This is a genomic window from Streptococcus sp. SR4 (assembly GCF_000517725.1).
Lineage (GTDB): Bacteria > Bacillota > Bacilli > Lactobacillales > Streptococcaceae > Streptococcus > Streptococcus salivarius_F.
In genome coordinates, this window is sequence record NZ_AZYW01000019.1 from 64,950 (window position 1) to 91,728 (window position 26,779).

At 39.1% G+C, this 26,779-nt stretch carries 27 protein-coding genes; 20 read left to right on the forward strand and 7 right to left on the reverse strand.

The annotated features are described in order from the left end of the window. Positions 1-13 precede the first annotated feature (13 nt). The 6 genes from HMPREF1519_RS02325 (at position 14) to HMPREF1519_RS02350 (ending at position 4,974) form a co-directional block, all read left to right on the forward strand. Complete coding sequence (locus HMPREF1519_RS02325; RefSeq protein ID WP_037611111.1) at positions 14-853, forward strand: putative RNA methyltransferase; 840 nt, start codon at positions 14-16, stop codon at positions 851-853. Between the two features lie 112 nt (positions 854-965). Beyond that, the gene (locus HMPREF1519_RS02330) at positions 966-1,718 is read left to right on the forward strand and encodes an HAD family hydrolase (RefSeq protein ID WP_037611112.1); all 753 of its coding nucleotides are present in this window, start codon (positions 966-968) and stop codon (positions 1,716-1,718) included. Positions 1,719-1,803: 85 nt separating this feature from the next. Continuing rightward, on the forward strand, positions 1,804-2,502 hold the full coding sequence (dapD, locus tag HMPREF1519_RS02335; protein WP_022496726.1) for a 2,3,4,5-tetrahydropyridine-2,6-dicarboxylate N-acetyltransferase: 699 nt from the start codon (positions 1,804-1,806) through the stop codon (positions 2,500-2,502). 77 nt (positions 2,503-2,579) lie between these two features. Then, positions 2,580-3,713 carry an N-acetyldiaminopimelate deacetylase gene (locus HMPREF1519_RS02340; RefSeq protein ID WP_037611113.1) on the forward strand — a complete coding sequence of 378 codons (1,134 nt, stop codon included), beginning with the start codon at positions 2,580-2,582 and terminating at the stop codon, positions 3,711-3,713. Between the two features lie 68 nt (positions 3,714-3,781). Next, on the forward strand, positions 3,782-4,309 hold the full coding sequence (locus tag HMPREF1519_RS02345) for a 5-formyltetrahydrofolate cyclo-ligase (RefSeq protein ID WP_037611114.1): 528 nt from the start codon (positions 3,782-3,784) through the stop codon (positions 4,307-4,309). Next, positions 4,300-4,974, forward strand: a complete 675-nt coding sequence (locus HMPREF1519_RS02350; protein ID WP_037611115.1) for a rhomboid family intramembrane serine protease — start codon at positions 4,300-4,302, stop codon at positions 4,972-4,974. The genes HMPREF1519_RS02345 and HMPREF1519_RS02350 overlap by 10 nt, the downstream gene beginning before the upstream one ends. 45 nt (positions 4,975-5,019) lie before the next feature. Here HMPREF1519_RS02350 and galU read toward each other — a convergent pair whose 3' ends face one another. The 6 genes from galU to HMPREF1519_RS02380 form a co-directional block, all read right to left on the reverse strand. After that, the gene (gene galU, locus HMPREF1519_RS02355) at positions 5,020-5,934 is read right to left on the reverse strand and encodes a UTP--glucose-1-phosphate uridylyltransferase GalU (protein ID WP_022496722.1); all 915 of its coding nucleotides are present in this window, start codon (positions 5,932-5,934) and stop codon (positions 5,020-5,022) included. Between the two features lie 17 nt (positions 5,935-5,951). Further along, positions 5,952-6,974 (reverse strand): NAD(P)H-dependent glycerol-3-phosphate dehydrogenase, encoded by a 1,023-nt coding sequence (locus HMPREF1519_RS02360; protein WP_037611126.1) that lies wholly within the window; start codon positions 6,972-6,974, stop codon positions 5,952-5,954. A 118-nt stretch (positions 6,975-7,092) separates the two neighbouring features. Beyond that, entirely contained in the window at positions 7,093-7,653 is a 561-nt protein-coding gene (locus HMPREF1519_RS02365; protein ID WP_037611116.1) for an MptD family putative ECF transporter S component, read from the reverse strand. A gap of 8 nt (positions 7,654-7,661) precedes the next feature. Then, entirely contained in the window at positions 7,662-8,453 is a 792-nt protein-coding gene (locus HMPREF1519_RS02370; protein WP_002885797.1) for a formate/nitrite transporter family protein, read from the reverse strand. Between the two features lie 117 nt (positions 8,454-8,570). Further along, entirely contained in the window at positions 8,571-9,818 is a 1,248-nt protein-coding gene (locus HMPREF1519_RS02375; protein WP_003092053.1) for an NAD(P)H-dependent oxidoreductase, read from the reverse strand. A gap of 18 nt (positions 9,819-9,836) precedes the next feature. Further along, on the reverse strand, positions 9,837-10,439 hold the full coding sequence (locus HMPREF1519_RS02380) for an NADPH-dependent FMN reductase (protein WP_002886986.1): 603 nt from the start codon (positions 10,437-10,439) through the stop codon (positions 9,837-9,839). Positions 10,440-10,647: 208 nt separating this feature from the next. Between HMPREF1519_RS02380 and HMPREF1519_RS02385 the strand changes: the two genes are divergently transcribed. The 5 genes from HMPREF1519_RS02385 (at position 10,648) to HMPREF1519_RS02405 (ending at position 14,361) form a co-directional block, all read left to right on the forward strand. Further along, positions 10,648-11,094 carry a dUTP diphosphatase gene (locus HMPREF1519_RS02385; protein ID WP_002885724.1) on the forward strand — a complete coding sequence of 149 codons (447 nt, stop codon included), beginning with the start codon at positions 10,648-10,650 and terminating at the stop codon, positions 11,092-11,094. Positions 11,095-11,104: 10 nt separating this feature from the next. Next, complete coding sequence (locus HMPREF1519_RS02390; protein WP_037611117.1) at positions 11,105-11,572, forward strand: isochorismatase family cysteine hydrolase; 468 nt, start codon at positions 11,105-11,107, stop codon at positions 11,570-11,572. Then, positions 11,569-12,930 (forward strand): DNA repair protein RadA, encoded by a 1,362-nt coding sequence (radA, locus tag HMPREF1519_RS02395; protein WP_072903619.1) that lies wholly within the window; start codon positions 11,569-11,571, stop codon positions 12,928-12,930. Before HMPREF1519_RS02390 ends, radA begins: the two co-directional genes overlap by 4 nt. Positions 12,931-13,017: 87 nt before the next feature. Beyond that, a complete protein-coding gene (locus HMPREF1519_RS02400; RefSeq protein WP_002885783.1) occupies positions 13,018-13,713 on the forward strand; it encodes a TIGR00266 family protein in 696 nt (231 codons plus the stop codon). 150 nt (positions 13,714-13,863) lie between these two features. Beyond that, positions 13,864-14,361, forward strand: coding sequence for a beta-class carbonic anhydrase (locus HMPREF1519_RS02405; protein ID WP_002886981.1), 498 nt, complete (start codon positions 13,864-13,866; stop codon positions 14,359-14,361). 95 nt (positions 14,362-14,456) lie between these two features. Here the strand turns inward: HMPREF1519_RS02405 and HMPREF1519_RS02410 are convergent, their stop codons facing one another. Then, entirely contained in the window at positions 14,457-14,810 is a 354-nt protein-coding gene (locus HMPREF1519_RS02410; RefSeq protein ID WP_002885872.1) for a DUF3397 domain-containing protein, read from the reverse strand. Between the two features lie 171 nt (positions 14,811-14,981). On the opposite strand from HMPREF1519_RS02410, the gene rplK reads away from it, so the two are divergent. The 9 genes from rplK to HMPREF1519_RS02455 all read left to right on the forward strand — a co-directional run bounded on the left by rplK (position 14,982) and on the right by HMPREF1519_RS02455 (position 26,134). Then, complete coding sequence (gene rplK, locus HMPREF1519_RS02415; RefSeq protein WP_002885648.1) at positions 14,982-15,407, forward strand: 50S ribosomal protein L11; 426 nt, start codon at positions 14,982-14,984, stop codon at positions 15,405-15,407. 99 nt (positions 15,408-15,506) lie between these two features. Beyond that, on the forward strand, positions 15,507-16,196 hold the full coding sequence (gene rplA / locus HMPREF1519_RS02420) for a 50S ribosomal protein L1 (RefSeq protein ID WP_002885800.1): 690 nt from the start codon (positions 15,507-15,509) through the stop codon (positions 16,194-16,196). A gap of 180 nt (positions 16,197-16,376) precedes the next feature. Further along, entirely contained in the window at positions 16,377-18,347 is a 1,971-nt protein-coding gene (locus HMPREF1519_RS02425) for a peptide ABC transporter substrate-binding protein (RefSeq protein WP_037611118.1), read from the forward strand. 235 nt (positions 18,348-18,582) lie between these two features. Continuing rightward, a complete protein-coding gene (gene gltX, locus HMPREF1519_RS02430) occupies positions 18,583-20,037 on the forward strand; it encodes a glutamate--tRNA ligase (RefSeq protein ID WP_037611119.1) in 1,455 nt (484 codons plus the stop codon). Between the two features lie 452 nt (positions 20,038-20,489). Then, a complete protein-coding gene (locus HMPREF1519_RS02435) occupies positions 20,490-21,797 on the forward strand; it encodes a GHKL domain-containing protein (protein ID WP_002885760.1) in 1,308 nt (435 codons plus the stop codon). Positions 21,798-21,856: 59 nt separating this feature from the next. After that, positions 21,857-22,747, forward strand: coding sequence for a hypothetical protein (locus HMPREF1519_RS02440; protein WP_037611120.1), 891 nt, complete (start codon positions 21,857-21,859; stop codon positions 22,745-22,747). A gap of 21 nt (positions 22,748-22,768) precedes the next feature. Next, on the forward strand, positions 22,769-24,049 hold the full coding sequence (locus HMPREF1519_RS02445) for a hypothetical protein (RefSeq protein ID WP_022496039.1): 1,281 nt from the start codon (positions 22,769-22,771) through the stop codon (positions 24,047-24,049). Positions 24,050-24,072: 23 nt separating this feature from the next. After that, positions 24,073-25,389: a GHKL domain-containing protein gene (locus HMPREF1519_RS02450; protein WP_014635086.1), complete on the forward strand. Its 1,317-nt coding sequence runs from the start codon at positions 24,073-24,075 to the stop codon at positions 25,387-25,389. Between the two features lies 1 nt (position 25,390). After that, the gene (locus HMPREF1519_RS02455; RefSeq protein ID WP_037611121.1) at positions 25,391-26,134 is read left to right on the forward strand and encodes a response regulator transcription factor; all 744 of its coding nucleotides are present in this window, start codon (positions 25,391-25,393) and stop codon (positions 26,132-26,134) included. The last annotated feature ends 645 nt before the right edge of the window (positions 26,135-26,779 follow it).

The window sequence follows — 26,779 nt, forward strand, 5'->3', positions numbered from 1 at the left end:
TCGAGGAGGATTTATGGCCAAATTTAGTGTTTTTAAAGATCAAGAGCGTCTTTTTGCTTGTCCTATCTGTCAGGCGTCAATGCATTTGGACCAGTCTAGTTTGATTTGTCAGAATAGGCATACCTTTAATATAGCTAAGCAGGGATTTGTCAACTTTTTGAGACAGGCTAAGGGAGATAAACATTATGATATGGCTTCTTTTGAAAATAGGAGTCAGATTTTAGCAGCAGGCTATTACGATCCTATCCTGGAGGTGATTTCAGAGCGTTTGCGTGACCTTCCTGAACATTCGCATGTTCTAGATGTTGCCTGTGGTGAGGGCTATTATAGCCGTCAGTTGGCTCAAGAGTTTGACAAGGATTTCATGGCCTTTGATTTATCTAAGGATTCTATCCTTCTTGCGGCTCGTCAAAATCCTCATAAAAATGTAGCTTGGTTTGTTGGCGATTTGGCTCAATTGCCTTTACGTGAACATAATATTGATGTGATTTTAGATATCTTTTCGCCAGCTAATTATCAAGAATTTGGACGACTTTTGTCTGATCATGGCTTGATTTTTAAAGTTATTCCTCATGAGGATCATCTTAAAGAGTTTCGCCAATTGTTACCGGAGGCGCAGGCTTATTCGAACCAGGATGTTCTGGAACATTTTCAAGAGTCCTGTGAGCTTTTGGAGCGTGTGACGATTGCTAAGACTTGGTCTATGCCATCAGAGCATGTTCAAACATTTGCCGAGATGACACCTCTTTTCTTCCATGCCAATAAGGATACTTTGGACTTGACTTCAGTGACGCAATTAACTGTTGCGGGAGAACTGCTGATTGGTCGTATTAGAGATGATAAGCAATCCTAACAATCGTTGGGATTTTTTTGATGGGAAATGTCTCAGTTAGCTTGTTTGGTCTTCCTAAAAGGAGTATGATGAGAGCAATAAGTAAGAAAGTTTCAGTAATGGGTAAAAAGCGATGAAAAATAGAGCCTATAAGAACTACATTTTTGATTTTTATGGTACCTTGGTTGATATCTTAACCGATGAGAAGGATCCTGTGTTATGGGATAAACTAGGCCAACTATATCAGGCTTATGGAGTGGCTTATGAGGGCGAGATTCTTAAAAAGGCTTATGCTAAGCGCGTGGATCAGGCCCGTAAGGAGTTAATAGATCTCAAAGGAGTTGCTTATCCAGAAATTGATTTAGCCCACATTTTTAACCAGCTTTATGTAGATGCTCGGCCTCAGTCTAGTAATTCTAATCAGCCGGAAGATTGGGGACAATTGATAGCAATGGTCTTTCGCGTCTTATCTCGCAAACATGTGACGGCTTATCCCCATACCAAGGAGGTGCTAGCCTTTCTAAAAGAGCAGGGCTGTCGGATTTATCTCTTGTCTAATGCTCAAGCAGCCTTTACTAACGCTGAGATTGACCTAATGGCGTTAAGACCTTATTTTGATGCTATCTACTTGTCTTCGGATGCCGGTATCTGTAAGCCGCAACCTGAATTTTTAAAGCAAGTTTTGGATGATCATGGGTTAAACCCGTCTGAGACAGTCATGGTTGGAAATGACTTAACGACTGATATTGCTGTGGCTGAAGCAGTTGGAATCGACGGTATCTTGCTGAATACCTTCCCTTATTCCCGTCGAGAACTGGAGAATTCTCCAATCAAGCCAGACCGAGTGATTACTGATATAGAGGCTCTAAAGACCAATTTTACATAAAAATACACTGTATTTGGCAAAAGCAAAGACAATTATCAGAATTTTTGGTATAATAATTCCTAACTTTATGTGAATGGAGAATCTCATGACTGCACAAAAAATGTCTGCACAAGAAATTATCGCTTTTATCGGTAATGCTGAAAAGAAAACGAATGTTAAAGTAACTTTTGAAGGGGAATTGGCAACTGCTGTTCCAGCTTCTGTCACTAAACTTGGTAACGTTCTTTTCGGAGACTGGAAAGATATCGAACCACTTCTTGCGAATTTGACTGAAAACAAGGACTATGTTGTGGAACAAGATGGCCGTAACTCAGCTGTTCCATTGCTTGATAAACGTTACCTTAATGCACGTATCGAACCAGGTGCTATTATCCGAGACCAAGTAACTATCGAAGACAATGCTGTCGTTATGATGGGTGCTGTAATCAATATCGGTGCTGAAATTGGTGCTGGTACTATGATTGATATGGGTGCTATCCTTGGTGGTCGTGCTACTGTTGGTAAAAACAGCCACATCGGTGCGGGTGCAGTCCTTGCTGGTGTGATTGAACCAGCTTCAGCAGACCCAGTTCGTATCGGTGATAACGTTCTTGTTGGTGCTAATGCTGTTGTTATTGAAGGTGTTCAAGTTGGTAACGGTTCAGTCGTTGCTGCTGGAGCTATCGTTACTCAAGATGTTCCTGAAAATGTGGTTGTAGCTGGTGTTCCAGCTCGTATCATCAAGAAAATTGATGAAAAAACACAACAAAAAACAGCACTCGAAGACGCTTTGCGTAATTTGTAACATATTGATAGTAGAGGCCTGTAGGGCCTCTATTTCTAGATTCTCTATAAAATAAGACAAATAAAAAGGATAAAAACATGACACTTGATTTAATTAAAATCAGACGAGACCTTCACCAAATTCCTGAAATTGGTTTGGAAGAATTTAAAACTCAGGCTTATCTCTTAGAGCGTATTGCTGAAATGACTGAAGGCAAGGACTTTGTGGAGCAACGTACTTGGCGTACAGGGATTCTTGTCTATCTTCACGGGCATGCTCCTGAAAAGACTATTGGTTGGCGTACAGATATTGATGGTCTCCCAATCGTAGAGGAAACAGGTCTTGACTTCAAGTCTACTCATGAAGGTCGTATGCATGCTTGTGGACACGATATGCACATGACTACAGCACTTGGTCTTTTGAATCAGATGCTTCAGGTACAGCCTAAAAATAACATGCTTTTCCTCTTCCAGCCGGCTGAAGAAAATGAAGCTGGTGGTATGCTTATGTATGAGGATGGTGCCTTTGGAGACTGGTTGCCAGATGAGTTCTATGGCCTCCACGTCCGTCCAGATTTCAAGGTAGGTGATATTGCGACTAACACAAGCACCCTTTTTGCTGGGACTTGTGAAGTCCTCGTTACTTTCAAGGGGAAAGGTGGACATGCGGCCTTTCCACATGAGGCCAATGATGCCCTTGTAGCAGCTTCTTACTTTATTACTCAGGTGCAAACAATTGTCAGTCGTAATGTTGACCCTATCCAGGGTGGGGTAGTTACCTTTGGTTCTTTCCATGCAGGAACTACTAACAATGTTATCGCTGAAACTGCAGAGGTTTATGGAACTATTCGTACCCTTACTCAGGAAATGAGTCTCCTTATCCAGAAGCGCGTGCGCCAGATTGCAGAGGGCGTGGCAGCTAGCTTTGGTATGGAAGTGGATATCATGTTGAAACAAGGTGGTTATCTTCCTGTGGAAAATAATCCAGCCTTGGCCAAAGAGTTGATGACTTTCTTTGATGCTAGCCCAGAGGTCAACCTGATCGATTGTCCACCAGCTATGACTGGAGAGGACTTTGGTTATTTGCTTAGTAAGGTTCCTGGTGTCATGTTCTGGTTGGGAATCGACACGCCATATGCACTTCACCATCCTAAGATGAGTCCAAATGAAGATGCCCTCGCTTTTGCAGTGGCTGAAATTGGAAAATTCCTTAAACACAAGGCTGAAGCCTAACCATAGTTGATACAGCTAAAAAATCTACCAAGTCTGACTTTTGGTAGCTTTTTTGATATGATAAACCTATGAAAAATGAACTTAGAAAAACAGTCTTGGCTCAGTTAACTTCACAAGATCCTGAGACTAAGGCTAAGATAGATCAATATCTTTTGGAGCAATTGATTGCCTTACCTGCTTATAAAGATGCCCAGGTGATTGCGACTTATTTGTCTTTTCCTCATGAATATGATACCGGTCTTTTAATCAATCAGGCTTTAAAGGATGGTAAACGACTTTTGATTCCTAAAACATATAAACAAGGTCGAATGATTTTTGTGGATTATGATTCAGATAATCTTGTTGCAACCTCTTTTGGCTTGATGGAACCTGCGTCTGATTTGGCTGTGGAAAAAACAGAGATTGATTTGATTCATGTGCCAGGAGTAGTTTTCAATGATGAAGGCTATCGTATTGGTTACGGAGCAGGTTATTATGATCGCTATTTGTCTGACTTTGAAGGGGAGACCGTTAGTACGGTTTATCCTTGCCAGAAACATGATTTTCAACCAGACAGCTATGATATTCCTGTTAAGGAGGTCGTCACATGCAAATAAATGAGTGGAAGAAATACCCAGCAACCTATCTATTGTTGGGGCTTACGACGCTGACTTTCATCTTTCAATATCTTTTAAATGGCTTTCAAGCGACCTCGCCTTTGAGCCTCTTTAAGATGGGGGCTATGTACGGTGCTTTTGTTCAGTACAGCCCACTGAACCTCTGGCGTCTTGTAACACCAATTTTTGTGCATATAGGTGTTGAGCATTTTCTATTTAATATGCTTGCCCTTTACTTTATGGGGAAAATGGCTGAGCAGATTTTTGGGACTCTACGTTTTCTAGGGCTCTATTTGTTAGCTGGTGTTATGGGAAATGCCTTTACCTTACTTTTTACGCCTAATGTTATTGCGGCTGGTGCTTCGACATCCTTGTTTGGACTTTTTGCGGCTGTTGTGATTCTTGGTTATTACAGTCATAGTCCTTTACTTAATCAGTTAGGTCGCAATTACTTGGCTTTGATTGTCATTAACTTAATTTTCAACCTTTTTACACCTAGTGTTGGGATTACAGGCCATCTTGGTGGTTTAGTTGGAGGTGCTCTTGCAGCTATCTTTTTGGCCAACAAGGTCGAAAGTCGCTTATTTAGTAAAGGTTGGCGTTTTACAGCTCTTTTAACCTACATTTTACTATTGCTGGTTCTTCTAGGATTCACTTATTTTTAAGTCATATGAAAAAACCATCGAATGTCATATTCGATGGTTTTTATATTAGTCTTTTTTAGCTGGTTTGCCTTCAAGTTTGTGTCCCAAGTCAATGAGGTATTGCTTGAGGTCATCTTTAACTTGAGGATGTTTAAGTGCGTAATCGATTGATGTTTTCATGAATCCGAATTTGTCACCGACATCATAACGCTCTCCCGTAAATTCGCGGGCAAAGACGCGTTGTGTCTTGTTAAGTGTATCGATAGCATCAGTCAATTGGACTTCATTTCCAGCACCTGGTTCTTGAGTTTCCAAAATACCGAAAATTTCAGGTGTTAGAAGGTAACGCCCGATGATAGCAAGATCACTTGGTGCATCCTCTGGATTTGGTTTTTCAACGAAAGTTTCAACACTATAACGTCCATTTTCGCCTTTGCCTTGAGGGGCGATGACACCATAAGAAGACACTTCCTCGTGAGGTACAGGCATAACTGCAATGGTTGATGCGTGTGTTTCCTCATAATCGTTAATGAGCTGCTTAGTCAAAGGTACTGCTTTGTCATTAGTGATATCCATGAGGTCGTCACCAAGCATGACAACGAATGGCTCATTTCCGACAAATGCTTTGGCTTGAAGAACAGCATCTCCAAGGCCACGTGGGTGGCTTTGGCGGATAAAGTGGAGGTTAATAGCAGTGGTGTCATTAACCAATTTCAACAGGTCTGTCTTACCTTTTTGTTCCAAGTTGTATTCTAACTCGAAGTTTGAATCAAAGTGGTCTTCGATAGAACGTTTTGACTTACCAGTAACCACCAAGATATCTTCGATACCTGATTTGAGGGCTTCTTCAACGATAAATTGGATGGTTGGTTTGTCAACGATTGGCAACATTTCTTTGGCCAAGGCCTTAGTAGCTGGTAAAAAGCGTGTTCCGAGTCCTGCAGCGGGGATGATAGCTTTTCTAACTTTTTGATTCTTCATGAGAACTCCTTAGATTTTTATTTTTTATCCCATTCATTTTCAGAGCGCAATTCGTTGGACATCATATTGAGAATAGATTCCTTGATATCAGCACCCTCATAGATAGATTTGTAGATTGCTGTTGTTATTGGCATGTAGACGCCGAGTTCTTGGGCGATTTCATAGGCAACCTTTGTGGTTGAAATACCTTCGATAACCATTCCCATGTTACGTTCAATGTCTTCTAGCTTTTCTCCACGACCGAGCGCATCCCCAGCACGCCAGTTACGTGAATGGATAGAGGTTCCTGTAACAATAAGGTCACCAACCCCAGATAGACCGCTGTAAGTCAAAGGATCAGCCCCAAGTTTCACACCAAGACGAGTAATTTCCGCAAGGCCACGAGTAATAACGGCTGCCTTAGCATTGTCCCCATATCCCATACCGTGGAGGGCACCAGCACCTACCGCGATAATGTTTTTAAGAGCACCAGCTGTTTCAACACCAATCACATCTGAATTGGTGTAGAGGCGGAAGTAGCTATTGCTGAAAATACCTTGGACATAGCGTGCCGCTTCAAGATCCTTAGATGCTGCTGTAATCAAAGTGATATCGCGAACAATAGTTTCTTCAGCGTGGCTTGGACCAGATACGACAACAATCTCACTACGAAGTTCCTTAGGAATCTCTTCTTCAAGGATTGTTGAAAGACGTTCGTGTGTTCCAGGTTCTAAACCTTTTGAAGCATGCATGACAACAACTTCGTGGTCCAAAAGTTCAGCAACTTGCTTAGCAACTAAGCGAGTGACCTTGGTTGGAACAACAAAGAGAACAGCGTCGACACCATCTAGGGCTTCAGATAGCTCTTTGTAGGCTTTAATGTTTTCATCCAAAACCACATCCTTGAAGTAGCGGGTATTGGTGTGTTTCTCGTTAATTTCATCAATTTGTTCAGGGATGTTTCCCCAAATACGGACCTCGTGTCCGTTGTCGTTGAGTACCTGAGCAAGGGCAGTTCCCCATGAACCAGGGCCCAAGACAGCGATTTTTTGTTTTTTCATCATTAGGTCTCCCTTTAGGTCCTTTCTAACAAAGTAGAAAAAGACTGTATTCTTTCTCATTATAACATAAGAAAAGCATGTTTGTCTTGTACTCTCTGTTAGGAGGGCTGCTGGCTATTTATTTTTTTAGCCAATTTTGGGCAATGTAGCCCCCAATGAGAGCAGCCATGAGTGTTCCTCCAATCAGAGTTAGGACATGACTGGCTGTAAAGGGAACCATAACTTGATTTACATAATCTTGAGTTTTCCCTTTAGCTAGGAGCTGTGCGATATAGGCTTTGGGTGCAAGCCACATGGTGATAATGGGTGCTAAGTTCCCTAGAGAAAAGATCATATAGGAAAGTAAATTAAGTTTACTATTCTCATAGTTCCCTTTCTTAGCTAGAAGGTCAGCAACAAGGCCAGCTAGCAAGCTAGGAAGAAAGGCTAGAACAAAGTGCCCAGAGGCAAAGAAAAAGAGGGACATAAAGATACCCAGACAGGTAATTGCTCCAAATTGTTTTGTCTTTCTGATAAGCCCCAAGTAGACCCAGCCTGCAAAGATAGCCGCTAAAGCAGGGGTATGATACATATTTTTGACTTTGAAAAAGATTAAATCAATAGCCACTGCAAGGGCTAGGCAAATAAAATAGAGTAGAATAGCTAGGCTGGTTTGTTTGATGAATGTTTTTTGACGCATGTGGTCTCCTAATCAATGTGAGGTGTTTTAGTTTTATTGAGCCAAGAATATGCCAAACCGATGAAAATACCTCCGCCAATCCAGTTACCGAAGAAAACGACTACCCACTGACGTAGAATATTTGCCAAAGTGAAATTATCCACAGCATCACGCACGCCGTTGAAACCGAGCAACATGAAAGAAGCAAAGTTCGCAATCAAGTGTTCATTAATCAAAAATACAAACATAAAGATAGCTGATAGCGCAATGAAAATTTTAGCAGATTCTTCTTTGAGGAGCATGTAGCCCAAGATGGCAATATTAACGAACATATTAGCTGTAATACCTTCTGTAAAGTTCATCCAATCTGTTTTTCCAAGCTTGGTTGAGACAGCAGTAACTAAGAAACTCTTGTCAGTCAAATGTTGGAAAGAGAAGGATTGGTTGAAGAACCAGGCCAAGATAAGGGCACCGACAAAATTAAAGAAGGTACAGTAGAGGAGGATGGTACACACCTTGCTCCATTTGATTTTACCATAATAGGCACCACTGGTCAGGAACATCATGTTTGAAGTAGCCAACTCTCCATTGAATATGAGAACGAAGACCAGTCCGATGGCAAAGATAAAGGCAAAGACAAAACGAGAAAGGGCTGGAATACCTGTAGCGATAACATCAGCACCAATAATTCCTACAGCAGTCGACATGGTAAGATAAGCTCCTGCAAGCATAGAGCGCAAGGCATAGCGCCCCAGACTTTCATCAAAGAGAGCTTCTTTTTTAGCACAAGCAGCGAATACTTTTTCTTGAAATTGAGACATAGGTTTACCTCTAAAATGTGTGGCTTGGAGCATGGCAAATGCGCAAGCTCGAGTGAAAATAAATCTAAGATGACCATGAAAAAAAGTCAGGACATTTTGTCCCAACTTTTCCAAGTCTTAATATGAGGATGCTCCGGATGTGGCATCTGCGGCTGAAGATGCATCGCCGTGACCACCCGCATCTGATGCACCAGATGTGGCGTCGCTACCGCCATGACTAGCTGCAGCTGGTGCAAAAGGACCGCTTCCTCCGACAAGGCGTTGACCAGTTGTTTCGAGATACCAGTCAAGCCATGGTTTAAAGTTAAAGACGATTTCATTGATTCCTGCATAAGAACCATCATCATAGTACATAGCCTGATAGTTGTGCGTATTGATAACTCCTTCAGGTGACCCTGGAACAATCGTACGAACATATTCTTGGTTACCATTACGAAGTGTACCGATAACCCATTCTACATTTTTCATACGAGCTGGTGGAAGTGAGCCGTGAACAGTTGACATACGGCTACCAGATTGAGGTGGCACACGTTTAGCAAACATAGTGTCAGGATCTTGATGGGCGTTATTGTAGTAGAGGAACTGGTTATTATCATCGGCATATGTCAATTCAAACGGCATTGCCTTGAGGAACATGTCAATTTGATTAACTGTCAAAATACCGTGGTCCAATTTTACGTAGGTATCGCCAGATACCGCACCAGTAATTTCAGCTACTTTTTCTACCCATTCAGGATCATCAGGGTCGACCTCAGTAACAGTTGTAGCGATTGGGTTGTTACAATCCAAGTCTTCAGGTTCGATTGGTTTTGGTTTTTTCAATTTAGAAACCACTCCTACATATTGGATGAAATTATCTAAGCATTGTTCAAGGAAGTTAATAGTACCTTCGTTAGTAATGTTACCCTCAAGGTCAAAGGCTTCTTTAGCCTTTCCAAGCAAGAATTCATTACCTGGAAGTGTATAGGCATTGACACCAGGTGCTTCAAGGATTTTACGCAAATGCACTTGGGCACGAGAAGTCCCTTGGTCGTAGTATGAAGCACCAACAATCATTACAGGCTTGTTTTCAAATGGGTGCACTTCGAATGAGAGCCACTCTAAAACTGACTTAAGTGCTGCAGAGATAGTGTGGTTGTGCTCAGGTGTTGCAATGATAACACCGTCAGCGCGTGTAATTTTGTTATTAAGTAAGCGAAGTTGGAAGCTTTCGTCCCATTTTTCATCTTGGTTAAACATAGGAACTTCATCAATTTCCAAAACTTCAAGTTCAAATTTTATTTTAAAATGTCTTCTGATAAATTCGAGCAGTTTACGGTTATATGATTGGTCATAATTTGCTCCAACGAGTCCAACAAATTTCATAGTTTCTATTCTCCTGTCCTATAGGCTTTCCCAGTCGAAGTCTTCAGCTTCTTTATGTAGCAACTCTGTAGCATGTGAGAGTTTACCAGTAATTTTGACGTAGAGACGGAAGTCATCGAAAATAGCATCTAGTTTTTTGATGACATCAAGGTCGACTAAATCACCATTGCTATCAAAAGCTTGTAGAGAATGTGAGAGTAAGAATTCGTCTGGAAGCACATTAGCTTTGATTTCTGGAGCATTCAAGATTTGACGAAGTTGTAACTGTGCACGAGAAGCCCCGAGTGTTCCGTAAGATGCCCCTGTAATCATAACTGGCTTATTCAAAAGAGGGAAAACACCGTATGAAACCCAAGCTAAAGCGTTCATGAGAACGGCAGGAATTGAGTGGTCATACTCAGGTGTTCCAATAATAACACCATCAGCCTCATCGATTTTTTTAACGATTTCAAGGACACTTTCTGGCAATTGCTTGTTAGCGGGTTTGTTAAAGACAGGAAGGTCTTTGATTTCAACAAGTTCGATGTCTGCCTTATCTGCAAAATGTTTCTGAATATATTGCAATAATTGTCTATTAGTTGAACGTTTTGAATTCGTACCAACAAGTCCGATGAATTTCATGACAATTCTCCTTAAAAGTATTATATCTAATACTATGTTAGCGTTTTCCTGATTAAAAGTCAATCTTCGTTTAATGAGAAAGTGATTAGACTATTACCTTTGTCATCTTATTTCGAATAGATTATAATAGGATAGATTTAAAAGTCTGAAGCTAGCATGGCTAGTTTATACAAATACTAGTCAATAGATGTATCGAAAGGAAAAAATAATGACAAAAATTCGTGGATTTGAACTCGTATCAACGTATAACAATCAGGAATTGCTTCCAAAACGTGAGACAGCTCATGCTGCAGGTTATGACTTAAAGGTGGCAGAGAACACTGTTATTGCTCCTGGGGAAATTGTTCTCGTCCCAACAGGTGTTAAGGCTTACATGCAACCTGGTGAGGTCCTCTATCTCTATGACCGTTCGTCAAACCCTCGCAAAAAAGGCCTGGTTTTGATCAACTCAGTTGGCGTTATTGACGGCGATTACTATGGAAATCCAGGGAATGAAGGTCATATCTTCGCCCAGATGAAAAATATTACTGATCAGCCCGTGACTCTTGAAGTTGGCGAACGCATCGTTCAAGGTGTCTTTATGCCTTTCTTGATTGTAGATGGAGACGAAGCCGATGGTGTTCGTACAGGTGGCTTTGGATCGACTGGACAGTAGAGGAAGCAAAGTGGCAGATTATTTGTTAGTAATCGATATGCAGTCAGATTATGTTGCTGTAGGAAAAGCATATCATGAAGAACTGATTGCAGCTGTAAATGACAAAATTGCTAGCTATCCTAGCGACCGGGTCATCTATATTCTCAATCGTTTTTTCTGGGAGAGAAAAGATAGAAAGAAGAAATTTGCGACCGGCTTGCTGCTTGTATCTTCTCGTATCTTTGAGAAGCGTCGGGCTTCTTGCTTTACTAATCCAGATTTAAAAGATTTTTTAGAGGGAAATGGTACTAAAAGCATAGAGTTTATAGGGGTAGATGGCAATGGCTGTGTTAAGGCTTCCGTTTTGGCGGCTATCAAGGAGAACTATCAGGTTTCCGTCGGTTTGTCTGCTGTCGGAGTTGCCAACCAGAGGAAATTTCAAAAAACATTGCATAAGTGGCACTCTGCTGGAGTAAGCGTAGAAGGAGAATTATCATAGCTAAGAAAAAATCAACTTTTGTTTGTCGAGAATGTGGCTACAATTCACCCAAATATCTAGGACGTTGTCCCAACTGTTCTTCTTGGTCCTCTTTTGAGGAAGAAGTTGAGGTGCAGGAGGTAAAAAATGCTCGTGTCAGTTTAACGGGTGAAAAGTCTAAACCTACTAAATTAAAAGAAGTCTCTTCAATTAATTATGCCCGCATAAAGACTGACATGGACGAGTTTAACCGTGTTTTAGGTGGCGGTGTGGTTCCGGGTAGTCTGGTTCTTATTGGAGGAGATCCAGGGATAGGGAAATCGACTCTTCTCTTACAAGTGTCAACACAGCTGGCTAACAAGGGAACTGTCCTCTATGTTTCTGGGGAAGAATCTGCCGAGCAAATCAAATTGCGGAGCGAACGTTTAGGTGATATTGATAACGAATTTTATCTTTATGCTGAGACTAATATGCAAGCCGTTCGTAGCCAAGTGGAGGCTATAAAACCCGATTTCCTCATTATCGACTCTATTCAGACCATCATGAGTCCAGAGATTTCTGGCGTTCAAGGCTCTGTATCTCAGGTTCGTGAAGTTACTGCTGAACTCATGCAGATTGCCAAAACCAATAACATTGCTACATTTATTGTTGGGCATGTGACTAAGGAGGGACAGTTGGCTGGACCACGTATGTTGGAACACATGGTGGATACTGTGCTCTATTTTGAGGGTGAACGTCATCACACCTTCCGTATTTTACGAGCAGTCAAAAACCGTTTTGGTTCAACTAATGAGATTGGGATTTTTGAGATGCAGTCTGGTGGTTTGGTAGAAGTGCTAAATCCTAGCCAAGTTTTCTTAGAGGAACGCCTAGACGGAGCCACAGGTTCTGCCATTGTTGTAACAATGGAAGGTAGCAGACCTATCTTAGCTGAAGTTCAAGCCTTGGTGACCCCAACCGTCTTTGGTAATGCCAAGCGGACAACAACAGGACTGGATTTTAACCGCGTCAGCCTCATTATGGCTGTTTTAGAGAAACGTTGTGGTCTTCTTCTCCAAAATCAAGATGCTTATTTAAAATCAGCTGGTGGTGTCAAATTGGACGAGCCGGCTATTGACCTTGCTGTTGCCGTTGCCATTGCTTCTAGTTACAAGGAGCTTCCAACCAATCCACAAGAAGCCTTTATAGGAGAAATTGGCTTGACCGGAGAGATACGCCGAGTAACTCGCATTGAACAGCGTATTAATGAAGCTGCTAAACTAGGTTTTACTAAGATTTATGCTCCCAAAAATTCTCTGCACGGCATGAAAATTCCAGAAGGTATCCAGGTGGTTGGCGTTACGACAGTGGGAGAAGTACTCAAAAAAGTCTTTTCTTAAAAAAGTGATAAAAAAGTCAATTTGAAAACGTTTGCAAAATTATATCTCCAATGCTATACTTTTCATAAGGATAGGGAGGTATTTATTATGCAATTTTTCACAGACAGCAACATGCAATTCCCTTTAGTAGAGTTATCTCTTAATCAAGGTGAAACAGTCTTTATCCAGCGTGGCAGTATGGTATATCACACACCAAATGTGACACTGAGTACCAAATTGAATGCCAGTGGATCAGGTCTAGGTCGCTTTGTAAAAGCCGTTGGGCGTTCAATGGTTTCGGGCGAAAGTAGCTTTATTACTCAGGTTGTCTCACAGTCCAATAACGGTTATATAGCCTTGGCCCCTGATTCTCCTGGTCAAGTGATTCCACTTTATTTAGGTGAAAAACAGTACCGACTAAATGACGGTGCCTTTCTAGCACTTGATGGCACAGCTTACTATACAATGGAGCTCCAGTCAGTTGGTAAGGCTATTTTTGGTGGTCAGGGTGGTTTCTTTGTGATGACAACCCAAGGTCAAGGAACACTCTTGGCGAATGCCTACGGTTCTATTAAAAAAATTGAGCTAAACAACCAAGAAGTGACTATTGATAATGCTCATGTCGTTGCCTGGAGTCAGACACTTGATTACAATATTCACTTGGAAAATGGTTTCTGGCAGTCTATTGGGACAGGAGAGGGTGTTGTGAATACCTTTAGAGGAACAGGTGAAATTTATGTTCAAAGTCTCAATCTTCAAACCTTTGCAGGCTTGCTTAATAGATACTTACCAAAACGTTCATAGTATAAATTGAAGGAGAGTGGATGCTTGTTAGCATCTATTCTCCTTTTTATATTGCGAACTCAATAGCTGACAAGTTAATAAAAAGATGATAAGATAGTGTTTAAATAATTTGATAGTCAAATTATTTTCTTCATTAGAAAGTGAGTTATTATGTCTTATTTTGAAAACTTTCTCAATGCCAACAAAGCCTATGTTGACCTCCACGGGACAGCCCATCTTCCCTTGAAACCAAAGACTAAGGTGGCTATTGTGACTTGTATGGATTCACGCCTTCACGTTGCCCAGGCCTTGGGGTTGGCCCTAGGTGACGCTCATATTTTGCGTAATGCGGGTGGTCGTGTGACGGAAGATATGATTCGTTCTTTGGTCATTTCTCAACAACAGATGGGGACACGAGAAATCGTAGTTCTTCACCATACAGATTGTGGTGCTCAGACCTTTAAGAACGACGAGTTTACCGCCTATCTCAATAAGGAACTTGGTGTTGATGTTTCTGATCAAGATTTTCTTCCATTCACAGATGTAGAAGAGAGTGTTCGTGAAGATATGGCTATTCTTCGTCAGTCACCGCTTATCCCTGAGGATGTTATCATCTCCGGTGCGGTTTATGATGTAGATACTGGTCGAATGACTCAAGTTCAACCCTAATACCGAAAAGTTTAGCAGGCATGGTTGCCTGCTTTTTTCATGGTTGGATATAAAAAAACTCAGCACACAATAAATCTGCTGAGTTAATCTAGTTTTTAAGAAACGATAAAAATGAGAATCACAGTCCCTAAATAGAAAAGACTAGTGATAAAAAAGCTTATACGCCAGAACAACTTAAGAAAACGTTTAAACTTGAAAGATTGTGTTTTTCTTAGCATCTGAATCGTGATAATGATAGCCGCCAAGGATAATAAGATGGTGATGTATGGCAAAAAGCTATGGGTGAAGAAACGGGCTGACACAGCAACTACCTCAATAAAATAAAGAGGGAAGGTAAGGTCAGCAAAATTAAGCCCGAGGTATTTTAAACTGAAGAAGCGGTGGATAATAAAAGCAAAGATAGGTGTTAATATCAAAAATGCTATAGCAAAGAATTTATATAGAATCATAAGTCTATTTTACCTCGAAAAGGCCTTTATGTAAATTTTTTCCTAAACTTAATAAGAAATTCTTGCATCTAAAAAGAATTTCTGTATAATAGATAAGGTATGTAAAAACATACTTGTGGGAGGTAACAAAACTTACTTACCGCCAAAACCACAATAGGAGGAAATTACAAAATGGCTAAAAAAGTCGAAAACATCGTAAAACTTCAGATTCCTGCTGGTAAAGCGACTCCAGCTCCACCAGTTGGACCAGCTCTTGGTCAAGCCGGAATCAACATCATGGGATTCACTAAAGAGTTTAACGCTCGTACAGCTGACCAAGCTGGTATGATCATCCCAGTTGTTATCTCTGTGTATGAAGATAAATCATTTGATTTCATCACTAAAACACCACCAGCTGCTGTTCTTTTGAAAAAAGCTGCAGGTGTTGAAAAAGGTTCAGGTACTCCAAACTCAGTTAAAGTTGCTTCAGTAACTCGTGCACAAGTACAAGAAATTGCTGAAACTAAAATGCCTGACTTGAACGCTGCAAACATCGAATCAGCTATGCGTATGATCGAAGGTACTGCACGTTCAATGGGATTCACTGTTACTGACTAATTCAGTTAACAAGAAAACCACAGACGTCGTCTCACTTCGCTGAGTGACGTGGAAGATGAAAGTCGTTATGACCACATTACACAAGGAGAAATAATTAACATGGCTAAAAAAAGCAAACAAATGCGTGCTGCTCTTGAGAAAATCGACAGCACAAAAGCTTACAGTGTAGAAGAAGCTGTAGCTCTTGCACAAGAAACTAACTTCGCAAAATTCGATGCTACTGTTGAAGTATCATACAACCTTAACATCGACGTTAAGAAAGCTGACCAACAAATCCGTGGAGCAATGGTATTGCCAAACGGTACTGGTAAAACTCAACGCGTTCTTGTATTTGCTCGTGGTGCTAAAGCTGAAGAAGCTAAAGCAGCAGGTGCTGACTTCGTTGGTGAAGACGAACTCGTTGCTAAAATCAACGGTGGATGGCTTGACTTTGACGTTGTTGTTGCAACACCAGATATGATGGCAATCGTTGGTCGTCTTGGACGTGTCCTTGGACCACGTAACTTGATGCCAAACCCTAAAACTGGTACAGTAACTATGGACGTTGCTAAAGCAGTTGAAGAGTCTAAAGGTGGTAAAATCACTTACCGTGCTGATAAAGCAGGTAACGTACAAGCTATCATCGGTAAAGTTTCATTCGAAACTGAAAAATTGGTTGAAAACTTCAAAGCATTTAACGATGCAATCCAAAAAGCTAAACCAGCTACAGCGAAAGGTACTTACATCACAAACCTTTCAATCACTACTACACAAGGTGCTGGTATCAAAGTTGATCCTAACTCATTGTAAGAGTAGTAAAAAACCTATCTTCGGATAGGTTTTTTTTCTTACTCTAGACACGAAATTTGAGTAGAAAATAAAAAATATTCAGAAAGTAGTGCTGCTTTTTCGAATTTATGGTATAATTTAAACGTATACACATAATTATTGATTTTGAACTTTTTACGTTGCGAATTAAGGAGGCAATGAATGAAAAAGAGTAAGGTATTTTTACTAGCAGCCGTAGGCCTATTATCTGTAGGTGTTTTAACGGCTTGCTCATCATCAAGTAAGACATCTGGTAAGACTTATAATTATGTTTACGGTGGCGATCCTGCAACCCTAGACTATGTTTCTACAAATAAGAAAAACATGACGACAGCCGTTAGTAACGGTGTTGATGGTCTGTTTGAAAATGACCAATATGGGAATCTAAAACCTTCTGTCGCTGAAAACTGGTCTGTTTCTCAAGATGGTTTGACATATACTTACAAGATTCGTAAGGGTGTCAAATGGTACACTTCAGACGGCGAAGAGTATGCCAATGTAACAGCTAAAGACTTTGTAACAGGTCTTAAGCATGCTGCTGATACTAATTCTGAAGCGATTTATTTGCTACAAAACTCTGTTAAGGGCTTGAATGATTACCTGTCAGGTGCCAACAAGGACTTCTCAAATGTAGGTATCAAAGCAGTTGATGATTACACTTTGCAATATACGCTTAGTCAACCAGAACCTTACTGGAATTCAAAATTGACCTACTCAGTTACTTGGCCTGTTAATGAAGATTTCTTGAAATCTAAAGGTAAAGACTTTGGTAAGTCAACAGACCCAACATCTATTCTTTATAACGGTCCATATCTTCTTAAATCTTTGACAACGAAGTCATCTATTGAGTTCACCAAGAATGAAAACTATTGGGATAAGGATAATGTCTATTTTGATACAGTCAAATTGACTTACGATGATGGTACAGACCAAGAATCCTTGGAACGTAACTTCACTGATGGAGTCTATAACTTAGCTCGTCTATACCCAACTAGCTCAAACTATTCTAAAGTTGAAAAACAGTACAAAGACAATATTTTCTATACACAACCTGGAGCAGCTGTAGAAGGTGTCGGTATTAATATCGATCGTCAAACTTATGACCATACATCTAAAGAAAATGATCAGCAAAAGACATCAACTAAGACAGCTCTTCTTAACAAAGATTTCCGTCAAGCATTAGGTTTTGCTATTGACCGTACGAATTATGCTGCACAACTTAACGGTAAAGAGGGTGGTAGTACTGCCGTTCGTAATATCTATGTTAAACCAGACTTTGTTCAAGCAGATGGTAAGGACTTCGGAACAATGGTAATGGATCAACTTCCAGCTTATGGTGATGAGTGGTCTGGTGTGAATCTTGCAGATAGTCAAGATGGTCTTTATAATCCAGAAAAAGCTAAGGCTGAATTTGCTAAAGCCAAAGAAGCTCTTCAAGCAGAAGGGGTTCAGTTCCCAATCCATTTGGATGTTCCTGTCAATCAGTCAAATAAAATCTTTGTGAACCAAGTGCAGTCACTTAAACAATCTATTGAATCAGCTCTTGGAAAAGATAATGTTGTACTTGATCTTCACCAATTGTCAACTGATGATTTCTATAACATTACCTACTCTGCTTCAAATGCAGCGGCAGAGGATTGGGATTTGTCAGTAGGTGTGGCTTGGGAGCCTGATTACCTTGATCCATCAACTTATCTTGATGTTTTGAAGACTACAAATAGTGAAAATACTAAATCTTTCATGGGTTATGACGATCCAAATAGTCAAGCGGTTCAAAAAGTAGGTCTTAAAGAATATGACCAATTGGTTGATGATGCTTCTAAGGAAACAACAGACTTGACGGCTCGTTATGAAAAATATGCAAAAGCTCAGGCATGGTTGACGGATAGTGCACTTTATATCCCAACGACTACTTATAACGGTGCAGCCGCTGTAGTTTCTCGTATTAAGCCATTCTCAGGAGCTTATGCTCAAGCTGGTGATAAAGGTTCTACATACTACTTCAAGTATCTTAAATCTCAAGATGATATTGTGACTAAGAAACAATACGATTCAGCTTATAAAGATTGGCTTAAAGAAAGAGCGAAATCTAATGATAAAGCTCAAAAAGATCTTGCCAAACACGTTAAGTAATCTATCGAAAACGTCTACCTTTAGGTAGTCGTTTTTTTAACAAAATTTCTCGAACCACCCCTAGATTGTGATATAATAAGAAAGATTGGTACTCGCTTCTAGATTTTTATTTGGAAAGTTTGGGGGATAGAGTTGCCTACTGGTACTTATCATCTTAAGTTAGTCCTAAGAAAGGGACTTTAGGCTCAATAGGTATCCAAAGACTGAAGAATGAAACATAAAAAGGAGATTTATCTTGGCTAAAGATATCCGCGTTCGTTACGCACCAAGTCCAACAGGGCTTCTACACATTGGTAATGCTCGTACAGCATTGTTTAACTACCTTTATGCACGTCATCATGGCGGTACATTTATTATCCGTATTGAAGATACTGACCGTAAACGTCACGTTGAAGATGGTGAGCGTTCACAGCTTGATAACTTGCGTTGGTTGGGAATTGACTGGGATGAAAGTCCTGAAACACACGAAAACTATCGTCAATCAGAACGTTTACCGCTTTACCAAAAATATATTGATCAACTTTTGGCAGAAGGTAAAGCCTATAAGTCATACGTAACTGAAGAAGAGTTAGCTGCAGAGCGTGAACGTCAAGAAGCAGCTGGTGAAACTCCTCGTTACATTAACGAGTTCCTTGGCATGACTGAAGAAGAAAAAGCTGCCTACATCGCAGAACGTGAAGCGGCAGGTATTGTACCTACAGTTCGTTTGGCGGTTAATGAGTCAGGGATTTATAAATGGCATGATATCGTTAAGGGAGATATCGAATTTGAAGGTGGTAATATCGGTGGTGATTGGGTTATCCAGAAGAAAGATGGCTACCCAACTTACAACTTTGCGGTAGTTGTTGATGACCATGATATGCAAATTTCACACGTTATCCGTGGAGATGACCATATTGCCAATACACCAAAACAACTCATGGTTTATGAAGCTCTTGGTTGGGAAGCACCTGAGTTTGGACACATGACCCTTATCATCAATTCTGAAACTGGTAAGAAGTTGTCTAAACGTGACACTAACACCCTTCAATTTATCGAAGATTATCGTAAAAAAGGTTACCTTCCAGAAGCAGTCTTTAACTTCATTGCTCTTCTTGGTTGGAATCCTGGCGGTGAAGACGAAATCTTTTCTCGTGAAGAACTCATTAAACTTTTTGATGAAAACCGTCTAAGCAAGTCACCAGCGGCCTTTGACCAGAAAAAATTGGACTGGATGAGTAACGACTACATTAAGAATGCAGATTTCGATAAGGTCTTTGCTCTTTGCAAACCTTTCTTGGAAGAAGCTGGTCGTTTGACAGATAAAGCTGAAAAATTAGTGGAACTCTACAAACCACAAATGACAGCAGCAGAAGAAATTGTCCCTCTTACAGATCTCTTCTTTGAAGATTTCCCAGAATTGACAGAGGCTGAAAAAGAAGTTATGGCTGGTGAAACAGTACCAACAGTACTTAAAGCCTTTAAAGCCAAACTCGAAGCTATGTCTGATGATGAGTTTGTTGTTGAAAACATTTTCCCACAAATTAAGGCTGTTCAAAAAGAAACAGGAATCAAAGGGAAAAATCTCTTCATGCCAATTCGTATTGCTGTTTCAGGAGAAATGCACGGTCCAGAATTGCCAGATACTATTTTCTTGCTCGGACGTGAAAAATCAATCAAACATATTGATCAAGTTCTTGCAACACTATAAAAACAAACCCAACAATTGTTGGGTTTTCGAATGCACATAAGTGATGTGTCAATGATTATATGATTATTGATAAGACTGCATTTGTAATATAATGATGATATTTCGTAATCATATCATCATTTTCAAAACTTTAAATTAGTTTTATAATAGATTGGTAATAAAAATTAGGGAGGAGTGAGCATTATGAGAAGATTTGGTTGGTATTTCTACTACGTTATCGGCATGTACCCATAAAAAGAGGTAATGAGTCAGTTGAAGAGCTTGGTTTTTCTAAGCTCTTTTTTATGTTTATGAAAAGTAAGGGATATGTGGGGTCGTCTGATGTTAGATTGTTCTCAATCAGGAAAAAATAGCTTTATATTTTTAGCTTTTTCTAATAGGAGTGACGCTAAATTATATATTTATGTTACAATAAAGTAGGTTGATTTTGAAAGGAAGGGGGGAGTCTAGAGATGATCGTTTTATTTACGGTTCTACGTCTATTGGCTATTTTAATTGTTAGTCACGATATGTCAGGTTTACTCAAAACTTGGAAGAGTAAATGCTGGTTTATCGCAGGGAGTCTCTTGCTCTCTCTATTTGTTGGAGGCATTACAGGGTCGCTCTTAGCACTTTTGTTCTGCTATCTTTTCTTAAATAAAATATCAAGTAGTGAAAAGAATTCTTTTCTTTTCACCTTTTTGCCGTGGGTTTTTGTTGAAGTCACCTCGAAGCTGCTTCAACTTTACTTTTTCCCATGGATTTTTCAAATTAATTATTTACAGGTCAAAGACACCCCAGTACTCATTGCTTTGTCTTATCTCTTGATTTACCCAATTTTTCATCTGATTGTCAAAGTGTTCTTTATTGACTTTGGTGCTCTCAATGTTATGGGAAATAACCATACTTACCAAGTTAGACAACGCTTATTGGTTGGGGTGACTCTGGCTTATATTATTTTATCTTTAATTATTTTCTATGCCAGTAACATCTTTCCTTACACAGGCCTCTTTATTTATTTAGCAGGCAGTATTACGGTTGTCTACTCCATCCTCTTTATTTTGCTCTTTGCTCAGCTTAATATTTATTCTAAGAGAAGAGTGAAGGATCAGTTGGCTGAAGAAATGGCTAGACACGAGGAAAGTTTAGAAGAATATAGTCACCGTTTAGAAAAACTCTATAATGATATTTCTCAGGTGAAGAAGGATTATCTCGAAGGGCTTAAGACAATGGAGGTTAGTATCCAACGTCGAGACTTACCTGCTTTGAAACAAGAGTATGCAGAACTTTTAGAGAAATCTGGTAATAGCTTAACGTTGTCAAATTATGAATTATCACGTTTGATCAACTTAGAAATCACATCTCTCAAGAGTCTCTTTTCTGCTAAAGTGCTTGAGGCAGAGAACTTAGGAATTAAGGTTAACTTGGAGTTGCCAGATGTCATATCGTCAACTCAGATAGAGGCCTTAGATTTGGTTGTGATTTCTTCTGTCTTCTTAAATAATGCTATTGAGTCGGCGGTGGATTCTGAAGATCCTACTTTAACTATATCTTTCTTTAAAAATCAAGGTTATCTTATCTTGGTTATTGACAATACAACCAGAGAAGAACGTATTCCTGTGTCAAGGATTTTTGATGAAGGGGTTTCTAGCAAAGGTGAAGGCCGAGGGCTTGGTTTGTCTAAGGTCGCAGATATACTTAATCGCTATCCAAAAGTAAATCTTGAGACTCGTAGTTGTGACCATCATTTTACACAGGTCCTCTCTTTTCAGGATAATTGATAAATCAAAGATACTATTTGTGGAGGATAGGATGAGGGAAATAGAAAGGGGGAAAGCATATGCAACTTGCGATTGATGGCCTTATTGCTTTGGTTGTTGTCGTTTCACATCTTGTGATTTTAGCTAGAATTGCTTATCTAGATGTTTTTACTTACCGTTACATTCCTTATGTAATCGTAGTAACTGCCGTTAAGTGGTTAGCCAAGGTGCTATGGCAAATTGATATTCCAGATGCAATTTATCTCCTAGTCTTTATTTTTCTTGAAAAACCTCAGGCTCTACGAGAAGAAAAGTATTTTTATGCTTTCTTTACCCCTGTCTTTTGGACCCTGATTACAAGTTTCTTTAGTTTTTATCTTTTTCGAGTTTTCTTTAATAAGCCGGTCGAGTTGGTTCCAAACCATTTAGGAATCCTGGCTGTAGATAGTGTTGTTCTTCCCTTCTTTCTAGGCTTGCAAAAAATGTTCGGTTTAGATAGCTTTTTCCAGGAACCCTATCAGGACTTGCAGGATAAATATAAGAGCATGCTCTTGCAAGTTGATTATATTTTAATTATCAGTTATCTTCTTATCCTCTTTAAGCAGGAGATATTCTCCTTGCTTCTTAGTCAGACCTATCTCCCAGGTTACCCTCAAATTTATATTTGGGTTGGTTTCCTTATACACATGTATATTCTTGTTCGTTTTGTTTCCTACGGTAAAGACGTACGTGATAGCAAAATTCTCAGAGAACAAGAGGAGCACTTGAGGAGTCTGGAAGCTTATAATGAAAAAATCGAAACTGCCTATAAGAGTGTACGTTCGTTTAAACATGATTATGAAAACATACTCATTAGTATGCAGACAAGTATTGATAGTGGGGATTTTGACCTTATTGAACAAACCTATCAAGATATTTTGAAAAAGGCAGGTCAAGAACTCATTGAAGAAGATGACGAAAATGTCTCTTGAGTATAAACAGGAAATATTATCATGAACTTACAGCTTTGGACCATGGTATCCCTTGAAAATAGTATTATTCAGATTATTAGTTTTCATATTACCTGGTTTATTTATAAAAAACTAACAAGGAGCACATTAGCTTACTGGAAAGTATTTTGTCTAAGTCTCTTAGGTATAGTGGTATCACTTGGTAAGGGTGATGGCTTCTATTATCAAGTTGTTATCTTTTTAGCTTTGGCCTTAAAGGAACGTCGGGAACATCGTTTGACGATCTGGGCAAGCCTCTTTTTTGGAGCTTTCTCGGTTATTTTTACAGATTTATTTGCGACTTTTACTCCATATTATGTATTCAATAATCTGTTTACAAATATGACTTTGAGTGAGATTCAAGAAAACTTCTTCCTCAAATTGTTATCGTTTGTACTGATTTATCCATTCTTTCTCTATATCAATTACCTTTCCAGTTCAGATGTTGATAAGGTCAAGGAATTGATTTATTCACGTGGTCGTGAGCGTCTGTTGATAGCCGTTGATCTGACCTTTGCACTCTACATTACTTGTAGTACTCTTTTGGTATCAACAGGTAGTGATGTGGGAGGGCCAATTTTTATTGCAATGGCAGTTTATCTCCTAATGGTAACAACCTTGAACCGCTATTCTCATAAATTTGTCAGAGAACGTAGTAAGGAAGCTGTGGAGACCTATGTCTATAACTTGGAAGTCTATAATAAGCATATTGAGGATCTTTTTACAAAAGTAAAACCTATTGAAAAAGATTTTGAGAGTCTTTTGGTGGCTCTTGAGACCCCATTGGCTAAAAATCAATTATCAGAAGTTTTATCCGTTTATCATGAGCATTTGAATCATCTTAAACTTGATAATTTGGACTTAAATGATAAGTTGGCTCCTCTGTTTGAGATTCCTTATCCGGTATTAAGAAGTTGGATTGTAAACCAAATCATTCCTTTGGAACAAAAAGGTATCACCGTTAGGTTGGATGTCAATGTTGATGCTTATCCTAACAATTTAAATATTGCAGTTCTTATTGGAGTTTTAGAACGTTGCATGAACTTAGCTGAAAAACTTTGGGCCAAGGAGCCGGAGACAGATATTGGTTTCCTTATTCAACAGAATGAGGATGGCAATCTCAGCTTTATTCTTGAGAATACCAATCAGGAAGCTGATCCGAAACTCGATGATAGTCTGGCTATTAGTCGTGATTTTGCCCAGTTTTGCTGGTCAAACGGTATCGGTTTAACAAATAAAAAAGAATTATTTAAAACCTATCAAATTGTCACGGTAGGACTATAATCGTAGAAAGGAGAGGGATAACTATGCTGGGTAACATCCTATTTCAAATTTTGATGTTTATCATTATTTGGGATATCTACTTACGTATTGGTGGACAAAACACTAATCTTAAAAATCGTATACTTTATTTGTTATTTGATGTTGCTCTATGCATTTGGGGACAACTCATTGGACGCTATATAGGCATAGTACCTCCCTTAGTAGCCATTGTAACATTGACATTTAGTTACCAATTGAATAAAAGTGTCACCTCCGTAGAGCGCTTTTTTCTAGGTTTTTACCCAGTGGTACTAGTCGATTTGGCAAGACGTTTTTTGGCTACTTTCTTCTTTCCACCGATACTTGGCATAACTGTTGATACTTTAAACACTAATATTTGGTGGTCTATGGTACCACTTTCCTTCGTCATGTTGACGGTCAGAATAGTAGATTTTATTTTACGTCTAGATTTTACAGATATCTTGAAAGTTGCTGCCCAACAAGAAAAAAAGAACCGTCTGGGTTTGGTCAACATGCTTCTTTTGCTTTATTATTTAGTTATCTTTTTAGTGTCGACATTTGATACTTATTTTCCAGAGTTACATCTTGAGAGTAGATTTAGGTTGCCATTAGTAATGGGATATCTCTACTTACTCCTCTTTGTACTTGGTGCTGTAAACCAGTTTGCTAAGGAAAAAATAGAGCAGGATTTGGCCATGAAGCAGGCTAACTATCTTGATGATTTGAAGCGTGAGAATACTAGGGTAGAAGGTTTGTATAGAGACTTGATGCATGTTCGCTCTAACTATAATTTCCTACTTAATAATCTGAGAGATATCGAAAGAACAGGGGATATTCGTTCTTACAAAAAAGATTTGGTTGATCTTTATGTCAATCGAGATCAGCATAGTTTTTCAACTCAGGTCACTGATTTGGATAATATCCAAAATCCAAGTATTCATAGTCTACTTTCATCAAAATATCATGAAGCTCAGATGCATCGCCTCAATATTCATGCAGAGATTCCAGATCCAGTGATTCATAACTATCTAACTGATTTAGATTTAGCTGTTGTTTTGGGTCACCTCATGGATAATGCTATTGATGGTGCTCGTAAAGCCAGTGAAGGTTTTATTAGTCTGGCCTATTTTGATGAAGAGGACTGCCAGAGTTTTATTATTGAAAGTACAATTGCAGACGAGCAAGTTCCACTTTCAATGATGAGTACCCAGCTTTCTCATCCTGAGGGTGGTATAGGTGTTAATGCTGTTCAAGATATCTTGGAACGTTATCCGAACACTTCCTTTTCTGTCCGTAGTCAGAATCATAAAATGATGCAAATACTAGAAATGAGGCCCTAATATGAATATATACATTTTAGAAGATGACTTAATGCAGCAAACACGTATTAGTGACATCATCCGAGAATTGGTTTCAGAGGGCACGTTTTCCGTACGAAAACTTGAAGTTTTTTCTAAACCTCACAAACTATTGTCCAGTATCAACGAAAAGGGTAACCATCAGGTTTTCCTTTTAGATATCGATATTGATGGTGAGCGAAAGAAGGGGCTAGAAGTTGCCTCAGAAATTCGTCAACAAGATGCTAATGCAGTTATTATTTTTGTAACAACTCACTCAGAGTTTGCACCGATTAGTTTTAAATACAAGGTTTCTGCACTAGATTTCATTGATAAGACAGTTTCTAATGCAGAGTTCAAACAACAACTAAAACAAACATTGACTTTTGTGAACCAAAAAGTTGGAGATGTGGATGATGATGAGATTTTTGTGTTTGAAACCGCTCAGTCTCGGATCCAAGTCCTTATGAGAGATATTTATTATTTTGCGACTGCTGTGACACCTCATAAGGTGATGCTGATTACTAAAACAGAGCGTTTGGAGTTTTATGCCAATCTTGGAGATATTACTTCGGTAAATAAAAAACTCTTTTCTTGTCATCGCTCCTTTTTAGTTAATTTGGATAACATATCTCGTATTGATAAGACTCAGTTGATGATTTATTTTGAAAATGGTGATTCTTGTCCAGTTTCACGTTTGAAAATGAAGGCTCTGCTTAAAAAATGGTCAGAGGTAAAAGAACATTAGTCGATGACTAATGTTCTTTTTAGTCTAAAAAAGCATGTGTTTATTTCATAGGTGATTGATTATCTTATGAGTGAACAAATTCTGTAAAAACACAAAATAGATGTCCTTTAGTGATAAAATTTAGAGATTTATAAAAAAATGACTAAAAAAAATGCAGTTCAGGATGAAAAAACGACATTCTATGAAATCGTATAGACAATTAAATTGAAAAAAGTTAATATATAATCAAGATATGTGATTCGGAAATGAGACATCGTCAATCTTATTGAAATCTACATACACTTTATGAAAATAAATAATGTACTTTTATATAACTTTTTCCTAATCCCCATTTTTTATTGGCCGCTCGTCCAATTACATATCTTTTTTATAGAAATTAATAGGCTTGAGAAATCAAGCCGTTTTTTTGTTTTTAAGGGCATTAGTACAGATTAGGATAAAAAAATACATTCTGTGAGTGAAATTCGACATTTTAGGAAATGAAGATATACATTTGGGGATTGCATGCTATAATGTAATCAAGGTTAGAGAGCAAGAAGAATGTATGGTTTAAGTTAGTCCCTTAAACATAATAATTTCCCTCATTCATTCTATCTAAAATTGCTGTTGTGTTCTCTACCGATGATGCTGTTGTTCAAAAGGTCT